Genomic DNA, 17,180 nt, shown 5'->3' with positions numbered 1-17,180 from the left:
AAAACGGTACGACCGTTAGACTCATATAATGCTTGTTACTGCTAAACTAATTATGCTTACAGGTTAGCTTGTCCTGGACGCCAGTTAGCTGCGCAAAGACCACCGGATTGCAATGCTTGAAGAACGCGTAGAGTTTCGTCATTAGAACGACCTACATTCAGGTCAGTTACTACTTGATATTTAACAACACCTTCTGGATCGATGATGAACAAGCCGCGGAATGCAACGCCTTCTTCTTCATCTAGTACACCATAGTCACGAGCTACAGTTTTGTTAAAGTCAGAAGCTAGTGGATAGTTCAAACCACCTAGTCCGTTATCGTCACGGGAAGTGTTGATCCAAGCTTTGTGAGAGTGAATGGAGTCTACAGATACACCAAGGATTTCGGCATCCAGGTCTTGGAAATCTTCTATTGCTCCGCTTAGAGCCAAGATTTCAGTTGGGCAAACGAATGTGAAATCTAGTGGATAGAAGAAAAGTACCAACCACTTACCTTTATAATCAGAAAGGGATACTTCACCGAATCCAGATCCATCACCCAAAGCTGTTTTCATTTTAAAATCCGGTGCTGGATTTCCAATAATACGTTGTGCCATATATATTACCTCCTTAGGGTTTGTAAACATCAATCACAAGTTTTATGATAACAAGACAGAAAATTGTAGTCAATATTATTTTGGAATAATTTTCATGAAGAATTGTTTATATACTGATAACTATCCTCAATACAATGACATTCGTCATGAATATCTGTTTTCCTTGTGAATCTAACCTATTCTACACCATTTATGTATCTTTTTACTTTCCCCACACGTCTTGCATGTTATCTTCCTTAAAACCTACAGTTGCCTTTTTGCCATCTGTAAGAATCGGACGTTTGATTAGCTTACCATCAGTTGCCAACAATTCTAGCATCTCATCCTCAGACATACCTGGCAGCTTATCCTTTACACCCTGTTCACGATATACTTGTCCACTTGTATTAAACATCTTTTTAATATCAAGCCCGCTTTGCTGCCAAATTTGACGCAATTCTTCTTTAGTAGGCGGCTGTTCCACAATTGGAATCTCTTCGAACGAAATTCCTTCTTTTTCAAGCCATTTCTTCGCTTTTTGACATGTTCCACATTTATTATACAAATATGCTTTCATCGTCATCATTCTCTCCCTTTTCAATAATTCTCTGTCAAAAGCATATCATGGTAAGAGGCTGGTCTCAATCTCGCAATACTATAGGAGAAATCTTAAAAGAGCATACAAGATTAATGTAACTCTATTTAGAGAAAATTATTCAGCGAAATGTTAGATGTCACCATTTTGTCTATTATTAAAATATAAAAAAGACTTCAGGAACTTGTCCCGAAGCCTTTTACATTGCTCTGTTTTTTCTGGAGCATTATTACTAATTCTTGTTCATCATATGACGTTTTCAAAGGGTTAAGCTTCAAACACCACTTGATACCCCGCATGCTTCCTCACCTGAAACACACCAGAGTCCATGATAAGGTATTGTCCTTTAATTCCAAGAAGCTTACCGTTTACTACCTCTAGTTTATCTAGTGATAGAGAAGTAATCTTGGCAAGCGACTCCAGGATCGGGTAAGTGATATCCACCCATTCGTCTTCCCGTAACTGGAACGCCTTAAATTCATCTGGGAAATGAGTAAAAACCTCATCTCTCATCTGAATTAGATCAGCTTCTTTCACATCTCCCTTAAGCATTTTGCGCCAATTGGTTTTGTCCGGCAAAAATTGGCTAAGATGTACTTCAAGCTCTCCTGCCATACGTCTTGTAGGTAATTCTGCAATAGGGATAGCGCGAATGGCTCCCTGATCTACCCAGCGTTTGTTTTGATTGTTTTTTCGTGTTAGTCCCACTTTTACGTCACTGGAAAGCGCCAGATATACGTAATGGGGAATCATGCAATAATTTTCACCGAAGCTCTCATCTCGACAGGTTCCTTGATCAAAATGGCACTCATGAGGCTTCACAATACATAAATCATTTACCGGTAACTTGATAAAACAGGGATAGCAATAGCCACTGTTAAATGTTTTGTTTGTTTTGCGACCACAGTTAATACAGTTTCGTTGGCCCTCAAATTTAATTTGAATCTGCTCACCCAAATATGGATTGAGCGCAATTTTTTGTTCATCTATTTCAAGAAAGTACTCTACCGGTTGATCTTTCCCCTGATACGTATGGGACAACCCATACAATAAACCGCTTGTTTGCACGTTCTGGTACCCCTCCCTAAAAACATCTTTCATCTTGTAACTCTCATCATACCATAGAGAGCGTATGTGCGCTTTTTCTTTCCAGCATGTTCTTCCACAGGTTAGGTGAAACTACTTTTAACTACTTACTGAAAAGGGAGGAGCTTGATGGTAAAGAACAGACGACAGAAGCTTCTTCTACTCCTTCTCCTGTTTGGATTTATTGGTCTCTCTCTTCCTGGGAGTCACCAATCACAACAGGTGTTTGAGCCTATCCACCGCGTACAGACCCATAAAAAAGTGGTAGCACTTACGTTTGACGATGGACCCGATCCAGTTTATACCCCACTTATTCTGGAAACGTTGCATAAAAACAAAATCTCCGCCACGTTTTTTGTTCTGGGTTCGCAAGTGGATCGGTACCCAAAGGTAATGGATTGGATGAAAAAAGCGGGACATGAGATTGGCAATCATGGCTATCATCACTATGATTTGAACAAGTTGACCGAACAGGAAATATATGACGACATCAAACAGGGTGAAAAATCTATTTATCGGCTGACAGGTGTCCTCCCCCAATATTATCGTCCTCCCGGCGGTGTCATTACCACAGATGTCATGAATGCTGTCCAATTATCGGGCTACGATATTATTTTTTGGTCAGTTGATCCCAGGGACTGGTCTCTTACCCGCACTTCTTCTGTTATTGTAAAAAGTGTGAAACAGCATACCTCTAGAGGCGACATCATTCTCTTTCACGATGGAGGTTTGAATCAAAAACAAACCCTCCAAGCACTGCAGCAGCTTATCAATGATCTAAAGTCTCAGGGGTATTCTTTTGTCACTGTAAGCGAACTACTTGATATAGGAGATCGGATCAATTAATAGCAGGAAAAAGGCAGATCAGTTCTCCACCTAAGAGAATAATCTGCCTTTCGTTTATGGAAAAACCTCGTCTATACAAAAACCTTACCTAAAAATGAACGGAGACGCTCATTCGTTGGATTATTAAATACTTCTTGTGGATGTCCCTCAGCCATGATGATTCCCTGGTCCATAAAAATCACACGGTCCGCTACTTCACGAGCAAAATTCATTTCGTGCGTAACTACGACCATTGTCATCCCTTCTTTTGCCAGATCCTTCATAACAGCAAGCACTTCACCTACCAGTTCTGGATCGAGCGCGGAAGTCGGTTCATCAAATAACATGACTTTTGGATTCATAGCCAGCGCACGGGCTATCGCTACACGCTGCATCTGTCCCCCGGATAGTTTGTCAGGATACACATCAGCCTTGTCGGCAAGTCCTACCTTTTCCAAGAGTGCTAAACCCTTTTTTTTCGCCTCTTCAACAGTCGTTTTGCGCACTTTGATAGGCGCAAGAATAACATTTTCGACGACAGTCTTATGTGGAAACAGGTTAAAACGCTGGAACACCATTCCTACTTCTTCTCTCACTTTATTCATGTCGGTCTTGCTGTCGCTTAGATCATGATTATTCACCACGATTTTGCCGCTGGTCATCGTTTCTAACTGGTTGATACATCGTAATAGTGTACTTTTTCCTGATCCAGATGGACCGATGACGCACACCACTTCTCTTTCTGCAATCTCAGTCGTGATACCTTTCAGCACTTCCAACTTGCCATAATACTTGTGGAGATCCGTTATCTGAATGATTGCGCTCATAGTACCCCCCTGTATTACGCCCCACTTTATCCATGGAGGCTCCACTTCCATATTAACGCAAATATCAGAATATTTAAATAACTGTACTTAATTTCATTTCATTTTATTATTGCTGGTGAATTCAAGTAATATACCACGTAGGTAAACCTATCGTCTCTTACATAGCGATAGGTTTTTTTATTTTTCTATAAAAGGAGGATGATAATAATGACAACAACGAATTGGCAAAGAGAAGATGTAACGGAGCATTATCTAAAGCGGGTTCGTGGAGGCATTCCATACGGGGTCGATTAAGCTAAAATCATGCTTCAGGTTGTAAATCATTTTACGCCCAATCCAAAGAAAATGATGGATTTAGGTTGTGGGAACGGATTTTTGGCGGAACTTTTGCTAAAATCATATCCAAAGGCTTCTGCCATATTAATTGATCATTCAAAGCCAATGGTAGAAAAAGCACAGATCCACATGACAGATTATCTAGACCGGTGCGAAATTATTCATGGCTTGTTTATCGACCATCTGGCATCTCATAACGATAGAAAACATGAAGACGTAGCTAACGAATATTACAATCGCTGGTGTTAAATGAATCTCTTATAGCGATCAGTTATTCTCCAAATGAGAAAGTGAGCTGGGACAATGGAAATACTTATCCTTCTTCTAATTATCGCTAGCCCCTATTTATTTTATTACCTCATCAAACTTAGCATTAATGACTCAGCCATCAAAAAACAAAATTTCAACATCCAAAAAACCCTATTAGAAATCAGAGATGAATTGCGAATAAATAATGAATTACTACGTAAACAACAATCGCAATCTTCTGATACAAAGGAGGAAAATGATGCAGACACACAATAACAAATGGCTACCACGCCAAGAGTCATTTTAACGAATGGCTCTTTTTGCTCATTTTTGTTCAGGCAAAAAACTTTTTCTACCCAATTTTCTTTTTTTATGTAGCACTTTCTGACTTAGCATCGTCAGATTATCACAGAACGAGAAGGTGAAGGTGATTCCCTTGAAGCCGCTAGGCAAGACAAATGAGCAAGTGCTAAAAGAATGGATCAGTAACCACCATGACTTAGTGTTTCGAACCGCCTTTTATTACGTCAAAAATAAATCCACTGCGGAAGATATAGCACAAGAAGTATTCGTAAAATCGTATGAAAAGCTCGATTCTTTTCGCGGTGATGCTACCCCATCAACCTGGTTATATCGTATCACCATTAACACCTGTAAGGATTACTTGAAATCATGGACGTATCGAAAAGTTTTATATACCTCTACTTTTTTTGAAAACCGCAGCTCACACTCTGTTGAAAATCAGGTACTTGAGCAATTCCAAAACGATGAACTTCTTCAAACTGTGATGGCACTCCCTACCAAATACAGAGAAGTAATTGTGCTTTACTACTTTGAAGAAATGAAGACATCTGAAATTGCTACTCTCTTGCAATTAAAAGAGTCTACAATTCGTGTCAGAATTGCTCGTGGTATAGAAAAACTTAGAAAATCCTTGAAAGGAGGAGATCACGAATGGATAACCTTGACCAAGAATTAAAACAGCGGAAAATTCTTGTTCACCAGTCTTTCGAATTATCCGAAGAGGAACTCAAACAATTGGAATTGCGAACAATATCCACCATTCGTGCACACAAAAATAAAAGAAATCGTAGTCATCTCCGTATCTTCACTTTTTCAGGGATTGCTGTTGCCATTTTAACCATACTTTTGATCGGACCTAGGTCATTTTTTTTACAAAAAGATGAACCCAATCAGGTGAGCACTCCACTTGGAATATCTGTGACTCAACCACTTGAAGTCCCGACTTCATTTATCCCATTACCAGATATTCAAGCTCCTCCCTTGGCATGGCAAACTGAACAGGACAAACTGGCACTTTTTCAGGTCTTTTCTATTGGTATGACCTATAGCGAAGCGAAGGAACTTTTTCCTGAGCTTGGAGAATTAACCTCAATATTTGGTTCAGATAGCTCTTTAGGTATTGACTTGCAGGAAGCAACCATGCCTGTCTCTCTCGGAAAAAATCAGGCTCTTCTTACACTCTCGTTTAACAAAGGTTCACTTTATGCTGCCAGATATCAAAGGGAGAGCAGAAACGAGCAAGAGATTAATCATGAAAAAGATCGCCTGATCACTTCTTATTCCTCTGTCTTTGGAAATCCCCAAGAAGAACAGATTGAAAATGGAACTTCAGTAACTTGGAGTCCATTTTTCGGTCTTGCTCTTACCAAAAACTATGATGGTCGTTATTTCCTTGGCTGGGGATTACAATTTGATGAGTCCCTTGATGAAATGTATCGTAATAGAATATTTACTGTTCAAGAGGCAATTGAAAAAGCAATGAGTAAAAATTCAAATAACCAGGAAAGTCCTGCTTTCCCTTCTCGTCCTGGTGACAGTTGGAATGAAGAAATGAATGTGACCCTGGGCGGAAAGCAAAAAACTCTTGCAACAGCAACATTGCGAACAAAGGTCAAATTACAAGCTACAGAAACCTATCTAGTCACTTTCGAAAAAGAATGGATTACAACAGAGAAAAAAATAAGTGATAAACCTATAAAAAGTTTCACGACCTATCGTGTTACTAAGGATAAAGTCGAGATGGTTGAGAACAACAATATTGATGAAGAGCTAAAAAGTTTTCTGCTCAGGCAAGAATAGAATGCTACTTGTTCTTAAACAGAAAAAAGCCCGCCACAAGTAGTGTCGGGCTGTCTCATAATCCAAATAATCAACTATCAAGCAATTCTCCTGATTTGGGCTCTCGCTTAAAAAACAACGCAGCCACAAAGAACAAGATGAACATGGTTCCCATTAACACAAAGATCGAAGTGGGTCCCACATTATTAATCACATATCCATTAATTGCAGGTGTAATAATACTTGCAATACTGAAATTCATACTAGCTACAATTCCGGCAATAGGTATTAAACTCATCGGTAGAAGGTCTGCACAGTAAGCAAGTCCCAATGAATAAAAGGAGCCCACCGCAGCACCAGCCATCCCGAGTAGTAACATCATCATCGGTACGGAAGAAATAGCTAATGGGAATAACATGAACGCTATACACCCAACAATTGCACAGGACATCATTATTTTTTTCCGGCCGATTCGATCGCTCAGGGTACCAAGTGGTAATTGCAAAAAGATACTACCGATAACAAATGAAGGTAAGATGATGGAAACTGCCTCAGCCGATAGACCTGTTCGCAATGCTGCGATCGGGAAGCTACCATTCAGGGTAGTCTCCATGAATCCGTATAGGAATGCAGGAATTAATGCAAGCCATGTCATCCGGATGACAGTCTTATATTTAACAGACGCTTTCGTTACTTCCTGTCCATTTGCTTCTTTCACCTTGGCAGGGAATTCATTTTTAAGCCGCAGAAGCATGATAAATGCAATCATATTAAAAACAACCAATACCATGAACGGAGCCCATAGACCATAATCCATTAAATTGATTGCCAGCGGTCCAACACTAAATCCTCCACCGTATGCCAAGCCATACAAGGAAATATCACGTCCACGACGTTCTGGTGGTGAAATTGTAGTTACCCAAATTTGACTCGTATAGTGAAGGGCTGAATCTCCCATCCCCATAATCAGTCGTAATACGAACCATATACTTAACGCACTAAACATCGGGATTAACAGTGTTGATAACGTAACCAAGAAAAGTCCCAGGAACAAACAATTTCGAAAACCAAATCTCCGTAAAAAAATCTCCATCAACGGAGACATAATTAACATACCTAGATATAATGCCGCTGCGTTGATTCCATTAGAAACAGCAGAAACCCCACGTTCTTCTAACAAAATAGCAAGTAAAGGTAACGTTAATCCTTGGGTGATCCCGGCAATGAAGACCACCACGATTAACGTTATAAAAGTAAATCGATACGATTTCATAAGAGTGTTGATCTCCTTTCCACTTAGAAGATCATACCCTCTTACACGCTATCATTTCAACCTCTACTTTTTCACAGTTTGTTTTCCGCTTCCGTTTTGTTGAAGTTGATACATCCGATAATAGATTCCATTTTGCTCCATCAGCTGTTCATGATTTCCTTTTTCGACGATTTCACCATGAGATAGAACAAGGATGACATCCGCTTCCTGAATGGTAGACAACCGATGTGCAATGATAAAGGTTGTTCTGCCCTCTGCCAGCACACGCAGTGCATTCTGAATGGTTGCCTCTGTCTCACTATCTATATTTGCCGTGGCTTCATCCAATATCAGAATGGCAGGATCTGTCGCCAGCGCTCTCGCAAAAGAAAGGAGCTGCCTTTGACCTGCTGAGAGTGTCGCTCCCCTTTCCACCACTTTTTCCTGATATCCGTTAGATAGTTTGTTAATGAATTCATCAGCAGATACGGCTTTTGCTGCCTCCCTCAGTTGTTCATCTGCAATCGTTTCCTGATACAGTCTGATGTTAAATGCCACGTCCCCTGTGAACAGATAGGGATCTTGCAGAACAAGCCCAATATTTTCACGAAGCGAAGCAGGACTGATCTCACGCAAATCCTGTCCATCGATGGTAATTTTCCCTTTATTAATCTCATAGAAACGAAGAAGTACATTCATGAGTGAGCTTTTTCCCGAGCCTGTATGTCCGACAAGGGCAATGGTTTGACCAGGCTGTACGTGGAACGAAATATCTTTTAACACATACTCTTCTTCACGATAGGCAAACGAGACATTCTCAAAAATGACTTCCCCACGTGGTCGATCCATCGGTTTTTCCCCTATTGTCTGCATCGGTTCCGTATCTACTATTTCAAAAACCCTGCCTGCCGATACAGTAGCCTGCTGAAGCTCTCCCATACGAGTCATAATCATATTTATTGGTTCAAAAAATCTTCCCAAATAATCAACAAAAGCATACAAAACCCCGAATGATATAGCCCCTTCCAGAGAAGAAGATCCAAAATACCAGATAACCAGTGTAAGCATCAGCTTTTCTAAAAAACTGACAGCAGGGCGTAATAGCAGTGCATCAAGCTTCGTTTCCCTTGCTCTTACTTTAAAATAAGACTCATTGATCTCATCGAATTCCGCCTGAATTTCTTTCTCTTTTCGGAAAGCCTGCACAACAACCATGTTCTGGATCATCTCGTTAAGTATTCCGTTTAACTCAGACAATTTTGCCCGGATGATGGTAAATGCTTGAGAGCTGTAGTGGCGATACACTCTGATCAATACAAGTATGATCGGCAGGAACGCGAGACAGAACAAGGCCAACGTTGGATCGAGAATATACATGGCAATCAGAATACCGGCCAGATACACAATATTTTGTACAAAGGTGGCAAGTACACTCACATATAATTCGCGAACCGCTTCTGTATCGTTCGTTACCCTGGATACCAATGCACCAACGGGCGTTTTATCAAAAAACGGTATCGGTAACCGTTGTAAATGTCTGAAAATATCAATGCGCATCCGTTGTACGATACGTTGTGCGATCGTCTGCAAACTAATCAATTGTACATAGGTAAGAACTGCCCCTACAACTATGAGTACTGCATACCCGACGAGTAGCCACAGCAATGGATGTAAATCGTAATCATAAAGCGAAAACACTTGTGTCTCATCAAGTAAAATAGCTTTGCTCTGTTTCATTACTTGACCATCTACATCCGTTAATGTAGCTATATATCGATCCTCGCCATCAGGGGTAGAAGTGAATGTCAATTTCCCCTCGCCAGGAAGAGGAGTTTCCAGTAAATAGTATTTCGTTCCCTCTGTAACAATATCTATTTCTTTCAAATCTTGTGACTCACTTGTCTTCCCATGATCGATCAGCCAATCTTCTCGAATCAGGACTACATTCCCATATTCTGCAACGTGTGTCTCCACACTACGTTTTTCATTCACCACTCCGTTAATTCCTTGATCGGTAGGAGTCATATACCAGTTTTTCTGTACGCTTAAAATATGATCATCAATCGCAATTTTAGCTATAATCGGACCTGCCAGATCTGCCGCTGTGCCCAGCAATAACAGAAAGAGTGCGAGCAGGATTTTCCCTTTAAATGGCCCAGCATATCCTACCAGACGACGGAACACGGTTTCATTTTTCATCCTTCATTCCCTCCGCCTGCTTGTATGACTTGCTCTTCCATCTGCTGTCTACGATACTGATCAGCGTACCAGCCATTCTGCTCCATCAACTCTTCATGCGTTCCTCCCTCTACCACAGTGCCCTCTTCCAATACCAAAATGTGATGAGCCCGCACCACTGCTGAGAGTCGATGTGCTGTAATGATAGTCGTTTTCCCTGCACGTTCCTTGCGTAGATGCTGAATGATTTTTTCTTCTGTCCTCGCATCTACCGCAGATAATGAATCGTCGAGAATCAAGATTTCCGCATTGGCTATTAGAGCCCGCGCGATAGAAATCCGTTGTTTTTGACCGCCTGACAGCATGACACCTTTTTCTCCAATCATTGTTTCCAGACCGTCGGTAAACTGTTGAACATCTTTTAACATCTCTGCCTGAAGCAATGCCTTCTCGATTTCTTCTTCAGTCGCATTCTCTTTCCCAAACGCCACGTTCTCCCTGATCGTACGGGAAAAAAGCAAATGCTCCTGTGGCACATAGGCAATCTTTTCACGCAAAGCAGATAGCGAGATTTGTTCAATCGCTAACCCTGAGAAATATACCCGTTCATTCCCTAGTGGATATTGATGAAGAAGAAGGCGACACAATGTTGATTTCCCACTGCCTGTGCGACCAACAATTCCTAATGTCTCTCCTTTGTCTAGATGAAAAGAGACTTGTTTTAAGGCAGGTGTCTCTGCATTTGGATATGTAAACGTAAGCTGTCGCATCTCAATACTACCCGCTTCCACTTTTTGAACCAGGTTATGCTCGCCATCATCTTTTACTTCAGGCTCTTCTTCTAATATGGTGTACAAACGTTTTAGCGAAGCTCTTCCTCGCTGTAACACGTTGACCAAATAGCCAAATGCAAACATCGGCCAAATTAATAAGCCTAGATAAAGCTGAAAAGCAATTAGATCACCAAGGGAAATCTGACTGCTGATTACTAAAAAGGAGCCAAAACCCAAAGCAATCAGAAAACTAAAGTTAATAATGATGCTAACAGTTGGATCAAACAGTGCATCTATTTTAGCCACACTAACATTTCGTTGAAGCGTATGCTCACTCACCTGTTCGAATGCTTCTACATCTTTCTCTTCCTGAACGAAAGATCGTAATACTCTCACTCCGGAAATTGACTGCTGCACATGGTCATTTAGCGTACCGAAAGCTTCCTGCGCCAAAAAATAACGGTCATGGAGCAGTTTACCGTAATAAGCTGTCGCGATTGCAAGAAACGGCATCGGCAATAAGGCTGCAAGCGTTAATTTCCAGTCAACCGCAAAAATCATCATTGAGAGCGAAAGGATTGTCATACAAAGGGAGTCAACAAGCGTAAGTACGCCAAAACCTGCCGTTGCTTCAATGGCTGGAATATCATTCGTAGATACTGCCATTAAGTCTCCACTGCGATTCCGATGGTAAAAAGAAGGGGACATTCTCTCCATGTGACCAAAAAAGCGTTGACGCAACATTTTCTCCAACCGGAGTGATCCACCGAATAGCAAAGTCATCCAGCCATATCGTAGAGCATATAAAAAAATTCCCATACCAAGCATAACGCCAATGAATAACCACAACGTGCTTGCGGTCAGTTCTCCTGTCCGTATCTGATCAACCAGTATCCCAATCAAATAAGGAGGAATAAGCATCATCACACTAATCAAAACCAGGCTGGCGCATCCGAACAGATACCGTTTCCAGTATTTACGGAAAAACCAGCCCAGAAGTTTAAACGTTTCCAAAAAGGGGCACCTTCTCTCCACCGTCCTGCATGTACTTTGCCTATATAAGACGGCTCTGTTTTACTCTCTTCCATTCATGCTGTAGCATCCCATATACAGCGTGATCCACGTAATGGTCATACAGCCATTCATTTTCCCGAATAATTCCTTCTAGCTGAAAACCCAGTCTCTCTGGAATCGCTCGACTTTTCAGATTAATCGTTGCAGCCGCAATCTCTACTCGATGCAGATTCCATTCTCCGAAGATTACACGATCCAAATAAGCTTCTATCGCTTTCGTCATGATTCCTTTTCCTTGATACTCACTTCCAAGCCAGTAGCCAATCGTGGTTTTACAATGAGCCCATTTAATACCGTGAACGGCAATAGTGCCAGCTAAATTACCTTGATACCAGATTCCATAATGAAAACCTTGCTTATTCTTCGCCTGCTCCATTCCGAATCTAATAAATTGACGTGAATCCTCTACTCCCCTTACCGTATCAAGCCAAGGAAGAAATTCCTTTAAAAATTCCCGATTCCGATCTGTTAAATGGAACAAGGCAGAGGCGTCTTCTATTCTACATTGAATTAACATCAAATCAGCGGAAATCTCTATCGTATTCATCGTATCGTCTCCCATCTCGTTATCGCAATTTTTTCTATTCTAAAAGAAGGGTGAACATTTGTATATACTTTTTATGGAGAATCCAAAATAACTTTTCTTGAACAAATTTTCTTGTTCGGCTCTTGGAATGCTACTTCTTTAATTCGATATGCTCCATGCTTTTGATCAAATTTATAAATAGTGACAAACGTACCTAAGTGATCCGTATGCCATAGACCATATACATGCTGATGTGTGTGTATTTCTTTTTGATGATCTCCGTTGCTATCACGGAATTCGTAATGACTTACAGGATCAACCCATGCACGTAATCGCTTCAAAGATTCTTCCCTATTCTCGATGTCCATATATCGTTCTTTGGAAAGGGATAAGTGTGCCTTCAGGTCAGTCAACTTATCATGAAACTGTAGCTGATAACCTCCCAGATAGGTCATTTCGAACCGCTCCGTATCACGAGGATCGTATTGAATGAGGGAAGGGCTATGAAATATTTCAACCCATTTGCCTGTTTTACACGAAAAAACATGTAAGCCAACCGCATAAGAGCTTCCTACATGATAACGATAGACAAGTATTTCTTTTGCGTGGTCCCCTATCATATCTTTTAGTTCCATATCTGCTGCTGCATACCATCTTTCATTGTTTAGGGGGAACACCTGTCTCTCGGTTCTTACTTCCCATGACTTAGCGAATTTTGTAGATTTTTGATAGTGATGGGCAATTAACTTTACGTCACTCTTTGTATCTGTATGACATAAATAATCAGATAGTTGCTGAACCATCCAAATCGGTTCGATTTCCTTATTAACTGGTAGTTCTTGCGTAATAGTAGAAAATGCTAGTAGAGTAATGAAGGGGATGGGGAGTATGTTCATGCTGTTCATTTCCTTTCACCCTAGTTTTTGACTGTATGATTTCTCTAATACAATCTCCTAAACGAAAGAAAACATGCAATCGTTATGTTCAAAACAAGGATATTCATCCTACTTTGGTGGTGAAAACCAGCTTCTCTTTTCAATCTTCGTTGATTCTCCAAAACCCCTATCTCCCCACGATTCTTATATGCATCGCGCCAGCGTTTTAAGCATTTCTTAGGTTTCTCTTTACCGTTGATTTCTATGTTAAATCCAGCTCTAAGAAAGATCTCCATGGGTGTTTGCCTATCTTCGTAAGCCCTTACGGCCGCCAACTTAAAATCTGGGGCATATGTAATGCTTTTGTTCGTTACATTCTGAACATTAGGATTAGATTCTAGTTGTTTCAACTCATGCTCAGTAAAATGCTTTGAAGTACCTCTCGTTTTCTTCATAAATTCTTTCATCGCTCTTTTCTGATCAGTTGATAAAAACGCAAATGACCCGCCAGAGGGTCACAGTTCATCTTTATTAAAAATGGTTTCTTTTTATTTGCTTCTAAATTAAGAATTTACACGATATTTTTTATCAAACTTTATTCCAAAGCTACATTTACACTAAAAAAATGAAACCTAAAGTAAATGGAAAAATTTATATTTTTATATTTACTGTAATTCAGAACTATGTTAGGTTAAATATATAAAAAAATATAAAGAATGGTAAAAATGGAAAAAATTAAAAAAATTAAACTATTTTCATTAGCCACAGCAACAATTATTGGATCTTCTCTAGTAACTTCAGGTGAACTAACTGCAAATGCTAGTTCGGATACTAATACTGATAATATTCAAGGTGCCTACTACTATATTGATGGCGTTGAATATGAAGTTCCAACAGAAGAAATTACTAATTTTGTAAGTAAAGATAATGTTACAAATTTACCACATGATTATTCCATGGATTCAGTATCCCAGAATATAACCCCTACTACAGCGTGTGATCCAACATGGGTATTTAGCGGTAAGAGAACAGATAGTGGTTTTCAACTTGGAAAATCTGGTACTAAAGTGATTAATAAGACAAAAGATAATCTAACTGAAGTATCTTCACTTTCTACTGATACGTCAGTTACAGGGAAAGTAACTGGGAAAAGTGGAGTCAATTGGGGAGTAATAAAAGGAGAAGTAGGGTTTGAAATAGGAGGAAGCGTAACGTGGAAGACACATGAATCAACTAGTATCACTGTAAGACCTGGCGATTGGGGATGGATTGATTATGGTGCACACACTGAGACTTGTAAAGGTGAATACTATTATGTAACAAATACATGTAAAATACAAGATAATGTAAACATAGAAGTTAAAGGTCCAAAATATAAAGCCAAATTAGCAAAAACGGAAAAATATTAATAACAGTTAGGAGGGGAGTTATTTGAATGAGATTTAAATTACTTTTACTTTTATTACTCCTATTTATATTTGTTTTCTTATTAGGATGTCAGCAAGAAAATATAAAAAGCCAAAATATAGAAACAATAATTCAAAATAAAAATATTCCTAATAAAGAATCTGAGGCAACTAAAGATAAAGAAGTGGAGTCGGTAACAGTACTTGAATCACCTGAAAATATCTCCTCCCCTTCGGGAAGCTATAATACATCAGTACGAAGTCACATTTAAGGATGGAAAAAAAGCAAATCCCGAAAAAAATTCTGTAATTTTCGAAACTACACTAGGTAGTAGTAGTATAGTTGCTATTCGTTCCCCTGAAGGGAAAAATAATTATGCGATTTTTCTCTATGAGTTTAATAATAAATGGATTATTAATGGGTTTCAAAGGTTACAAGGAGGTAAAGATTTCTCAGATAAAGAAGGATTAGATTTACCTATGGGAAAGTTCAATGCACTTAACTTAAAAATACCAGAAAAAAATATAAAACTTTGGACATTTGCAGATGAAAAAGTAATAGTTACAATCACCGTATATAATCGAGTTCCTTTTGTTGAAAGTTCTAATTCCGAAAAAATTTCTTTAAGCAATGGGAATGAAGCGTATATTACTACTGATCGGTTAAAAAATAAGTATTTGTATTATTTTGATACCGGAAAAACAATTGTTGTTTCAGGAAATGTAAGTGAACAAAAAATTATTAATTTAGCAAATTCCTTGCCAACTGTTGATTCTACATTTTTCCCCTAGCCCTGAAATAGATCAATCGACTGCCCTACTTTCATGGAGAAGACCAGCTTCTCTTCACTCTTCGCTAAAAGTCTTCGCCCTACGAGGGATTAGACTGTCCGCTCCGTGTGAAAAGAGAAGCTGGTTTTTCATGCTGTAGATTTTGTATCTAGTTTGTTAACCCCCTGAAGCCCTTTGCAGAAGAAGCATATTTTTTGTCCAGAACTATGTAAGGTCCTACTTAGCTACTCGGCAAAGAGTGCGGGTTAAAAAGTGCAATCCTTGGGACACTGCATAGCAATATCTCCATTTTGCACTTTCCGCACTCTTTGCCGAGTAGCGGACAGTCTTCGCCCCCTTGCTGGACCTTAACGAGTTTGCAGACAAAAAATGTGCTTCTTCTGCGCCCACTACAGTAGTACTTTCCTACAGTAAAAAAGGAGCACCTCCCTAAAAACCAGAAAAAAAGCTACCCTTACAGAGCAGCTTACTTTGGGTAGTTTCACCCTTCCCTCATCCTACTACCTATCGTACTGCTATCTGCTTCGCAACTCTACGTACGAGCTCCGTCACATCGGAAATCTCCTCAATCCCATTACGTTCTAACACCAGTGCCTGACCTATTTCCAATGCAAGTCTCTCTGCTTCTGCACGTTTTTCTTCATCAGGAATATTGTTCAGATCTGCCACGCCAGCAAGACCAATGACACGGCGCAATACTTTACATCCCGCGTATCCTACTGCATCCTGCAACAGATTTAGCACATAATCCTGCCATAAATCAGGTACTCGCGCGCTTCTTTCTTCTGCATGAATATGCCATAAACGAACAAATTGGGATACGAACTCATTCCACACAGCTTCTACTGTATCTAGAAGATACTCCCGATATTCCTCACGATCTGCTTCATCATTCTTTAATCCATGCTGACCTGCATAATTAAGTAGTAGATTAGCAATTACTGCCCCAATGTCGAAGCCCATCGGACCATAATAAGCGAATTCAGGATCAATCACCTTGGTAGAGATTTTGGTGACAAAGATGCTTCCTGTATGCAAATCCCCATGCAATAAGGCTTCTGCTTTCGTCAGAAAACCGAATTTCAGCTTCGCAATCTCCTTGCGTAATTCATGATTCTCCCAAATTGCCTCTACCTCAGGTCTAATCAATGGATTAAAGTTATTTGTCTCATGATCCTCATACGGATCTGTAAACACCAAATCTTCTGTTATTTTACATAGCTCTGGGTTGATAAATTGGCTTACGTTAGCCTTTTTCTCATACGGATGTAAGCCTATATCTGAGGTGAAAAATAGCGTTTGGGCGAGAAAAGTACCTATTTGCTTAGCAAATAGTGGATACTTTTCACCTTCAATCAAGCCTTTTCGTAGTAAGGTATGGTTACCCACGTCTTCCATGATGGTAAGGGACAGCTCGCTGTCATGATGGAATACTTCTGGCACTAAATCATTCACCAGTTTTCGTTGAATCTGCAACGCTTCTGCTTCAATCCTAGAACGATCCAGGGTTAACGGCCAGGATTCTCCTACCACACGTGCATAAGGTAGTGCCTGTTTCACAATGACACTCTTGTCCGTCCCATCCTCTTTGATTCGAAAAACAAGATTTAGGTTCCCATCACCGATTTCCTGACTAACCAGATTGCTATTTGCAGGAAAAATCCCATCTATTTTTTGTACGTAATCAACGACTTCTTTTTCTGATAATGCACGATATCCCATCTTCTTT

The 17,180-nt window shown here is 39.9% G+C and carries 17 protein-coding genes; 7 read left to right on the top strand and 10 right to left on the bottom strand.

The window, feature by feature from the left end; all coding sequences use genetic code 11:
• Positions 1-56: 56 nt before the first annotated feature.
• From LM917_RS06855 to LM917_RS06845, 3 genes are all read right to left on the bottom strand, one after another.
• Positions 57-596, bottom strand: a complete 540-nt coding sequence (locus LM917_RS06855) for a peroxiredoxin (protein ID WP_232696742.1) — start codon at positions 594-596, stop codon at positions 57-59.
• A 202-nt stretch (positions 597-798) separates the two neighbouring features.
• The gene (locus tag LM917_RS06850; RefSeq protein WP_232696741.1) at positions 799-1,158 is read right to left on the bottom strand and encodes an arsenate reductase family protein; all 360 of its coding nucleotides are present in this window, start codon (positions 1,156-1,158) and stop codon (positions 799-801) included.
• 279 nt (positions 1,159-1,437) lie between these two features.
• Positions 1,438-2,238, bottom strand: coding sequence for a DUF2797 domain-containing protein (locus LM917_RS06845; protein WP_232696740.1), 801 nt, complete (start codon positions 2,236-2,238; stop codon positions 1,438-1,440).
• A 147-nt stretch (positions 2,239-2,385) separates the two neighbouring features.
• On the opposite strand from LM917_RS06845, the gene LM917_RS06840 reads away from it, so the two are divergent.
• The gene (locus tag LM917_RS06840; protein ID WP_232696739.1) at positions 2,386-3,102 is read left to right on the top strand and encodes a polysaccharide deacetylase family protein; all 717 of its coding nucleotides are present in this window, start codon (positions 2,386-2,388) and stop codon (positions 3,100-3,102) included.
• Positions 3,103-3,173: 71 nt separating this feature from the next.
• On the opposite strand, the gene LM917_RS06835 is transcribed toward LM917_RS06840, so the two are convergent.
• Positions 3,174-3,908: an amino acid ABC transporter ATP-binding protein gene (locus LM917_RS06835; RefSeq protein ID WP_255667961.1), complete on the bottom strand. Its 735-nt coding sequence runs from the start codon at positions 3,906-3,908 to the stop codon at positions 3,174-3,176.
• Between the two features lie 303 nt (positions 3,909-4,211).
• Here LM917_RS06835 and LM917_RS06830 point away from each other — a divergent pair, with 303 nt between their 5' ends.
• The 3 genes from LM917_RS06830 (at position 4,212) to LM917_RS06820 (ending at position 6,596) form a co-directional block, all read left to right on the top strand.
• Complete coding sequence (locus LM917_RS06830; protein ID WP_232696738.1) at positions 4,212-4,493, top strand: class I SAM-dependent methyltransferase; 282 nt, start codon at positions 4,212-4,214, stop codon at positions 4,491-4,493.
• A gap of 427 nt (positions 4,494-4,920) precedes the next feature.
• Entirely contained in the window at positions 4,921-5,472 is a 552-nt protein-coding gene (locus LM917_RS06825) for a sigma-70 family RNA polymerase sigma factor (protein ID WP_309241939.1), read from the top strand.
• Complete coding sequence (locus tag LM917_RS06820; RefSeq protein ID WP_232696737.1) at positions 5,448-6,596, top strand: hypothetical protein; 1,149 nt, start codon at positions 5,448-5,450, stop codon at positions 6,594-6,596. Before LM917_RS06825 ends, LM917_RS06820 begins: the two co-directional genes overlap by 25 nt.
• A 70-nt stretch (positions 6,597-6,666) precedes the next feature.
• On the opposite strand, the gene LM917_RS06815 is transcribed toward LM917_RS06820, so the two are convergent.
• The 5 genes from LM917_RS06815 to LM917_RS06795 all read right to left on the bottom strand — a co-directional run bounded on the left by LM917_RS06815 (position 6,667) and on the right by LM917_RS06795 (position 13,283).
• The gene (locus tag LM917_RS06815) at positions 6,667-7,848 is read right to left on the bottom strand and encodes an MFS transporter (RefSeq protein ID WP_232696736.1); all 1,182 of its coding nucleotides are present in this window, start codon (positions 7,846-7,848) and stop codon (positions 6,667-6,669) included.
• Between the two features lie 63 nt (positions 7,849-7,911).
• Positions 7,912-10,026 (bottom strand): ABC transporter ATP-binding protein, encoded by a 2,115-nt coding sequence (locus tag LM917_RS06810; protein WP_232696735.1) that lies wholly within the window; start codon positions 10,024-10,026, stop codon positions 7,912-7,914.
• Complete coding sequence (locus LM917_RS06805) at positions 10,023-11,792, bottom strand: ABC transporter ATP-binding protein (RefSeq protein WP_232696734.1); 1,770 nt, start codon at positions 11,790-11,792, stop codon at positions 10,023-10,025. The genes LM917_RS06810 and LM917_RS06805 overlap by 4 nt, the downstream gene beginning before the upstream one ends.
• A gap of 40 nt (positions 11,793-11,832) precedes the next feature.
• Entirely contained in the window at positions 11,833-12,399 is a 567-nt protein-coding gene (locus LM917_RS06800; RefSeq protein ID WP_232696733.1) for a GNAT family N-acetyltransferase, read from the bottom strand.
• A gap of 71 nt (positions 12,400-12,470) precedes the next feature.
• Positions 12,471-13,283, bottom strand: coding sequence for a YybI family spore inner coat protein (locus tag LM917_RS06795; RefSeq protein ID WP_232696732.1), 813 nt, complete (start codon positions 13,281-13,283; stop codon positions 12,471-12,473).
• A gap of 695 nt (positions 13,284-13,978) precedes the next feature.
• On the opposite strand from LM917_RS06795, the gene LM917_RS06790 reads away from it, so the two are divergent.
• Genes LM917_RS06790 through LM917_RS06780 form a run of 3 tightly spaced genes read left to right on the top strand, consistent with a single transcriptional unit; the run spans position 13,979 to position 15,451 of the window.
• Positions 13,979-14,662 (top strand): hypothetical protein, encoded by a 684-nt coding sequence (locus tag LM917_RS06790; protein WP_232696731.1) that lies wholly within the window; start codon positions 13,979-13,981, stop codon positions 14,660-14,662.
• A gap of 26 nt (positions 14,663-14,688) precedes the next feature.
• Positions 14,689-14,931 carry a hypothetical protein gene (locus tag LM917_RS06785; RefSeq protein WP_232696730.1) on the top strand — a complete coding sequence of 81 codons (243 nt, stop codon included), beginning with the start codon at positions 14,689-14,691 and terminating at the stop codon, positions 14,929-14,931.
• Positions 14,864-15,451, top strand: a complete 588-nt coding sequence (locus tag LM917_RS06780; RefSeq protein WP_232696729.1) for a hypothetical protein — start codon at positions 14,864-14,866, stop codon at positions 15,449-15,451. Before LM917_RS06785 ends, LM917_RS06780 begins: the two co-directional genes overlap by 68 nt.
• 504 nt (positions 15,452-15,955) lie before the next feature.
• On the opposite strand, the gene mtnK is transcribed toward LM917_RS06780, so the two are convergent.
• On the bottom strand, positions 15,956-17,173 hold the full coding sequence (gene mtnK, locus LM917_RS06775; protein WP_232696728.1) for an S-methyl-5-thioribose kinase: 1,218 nt from the start codon (positions 17,171-17,173) through the stop codon (positions 15,956-15,958).
• Positions 17,174-17,180: the final 7 nt, after the last annotated feature.

The sequence above is a fragment of the Brevibacillus daliensis genome (assembly GCF_021245735.1).
Lineage (GTDB): Bacteria > Bacillota > Bacilli > Brevibacillales > Brevibacillaceae > Brevibacillus_B > Brevibacillus_B daliensis.
This window is presented reverse-complemented; position numbering and strand designations above follow the sequence as displayed.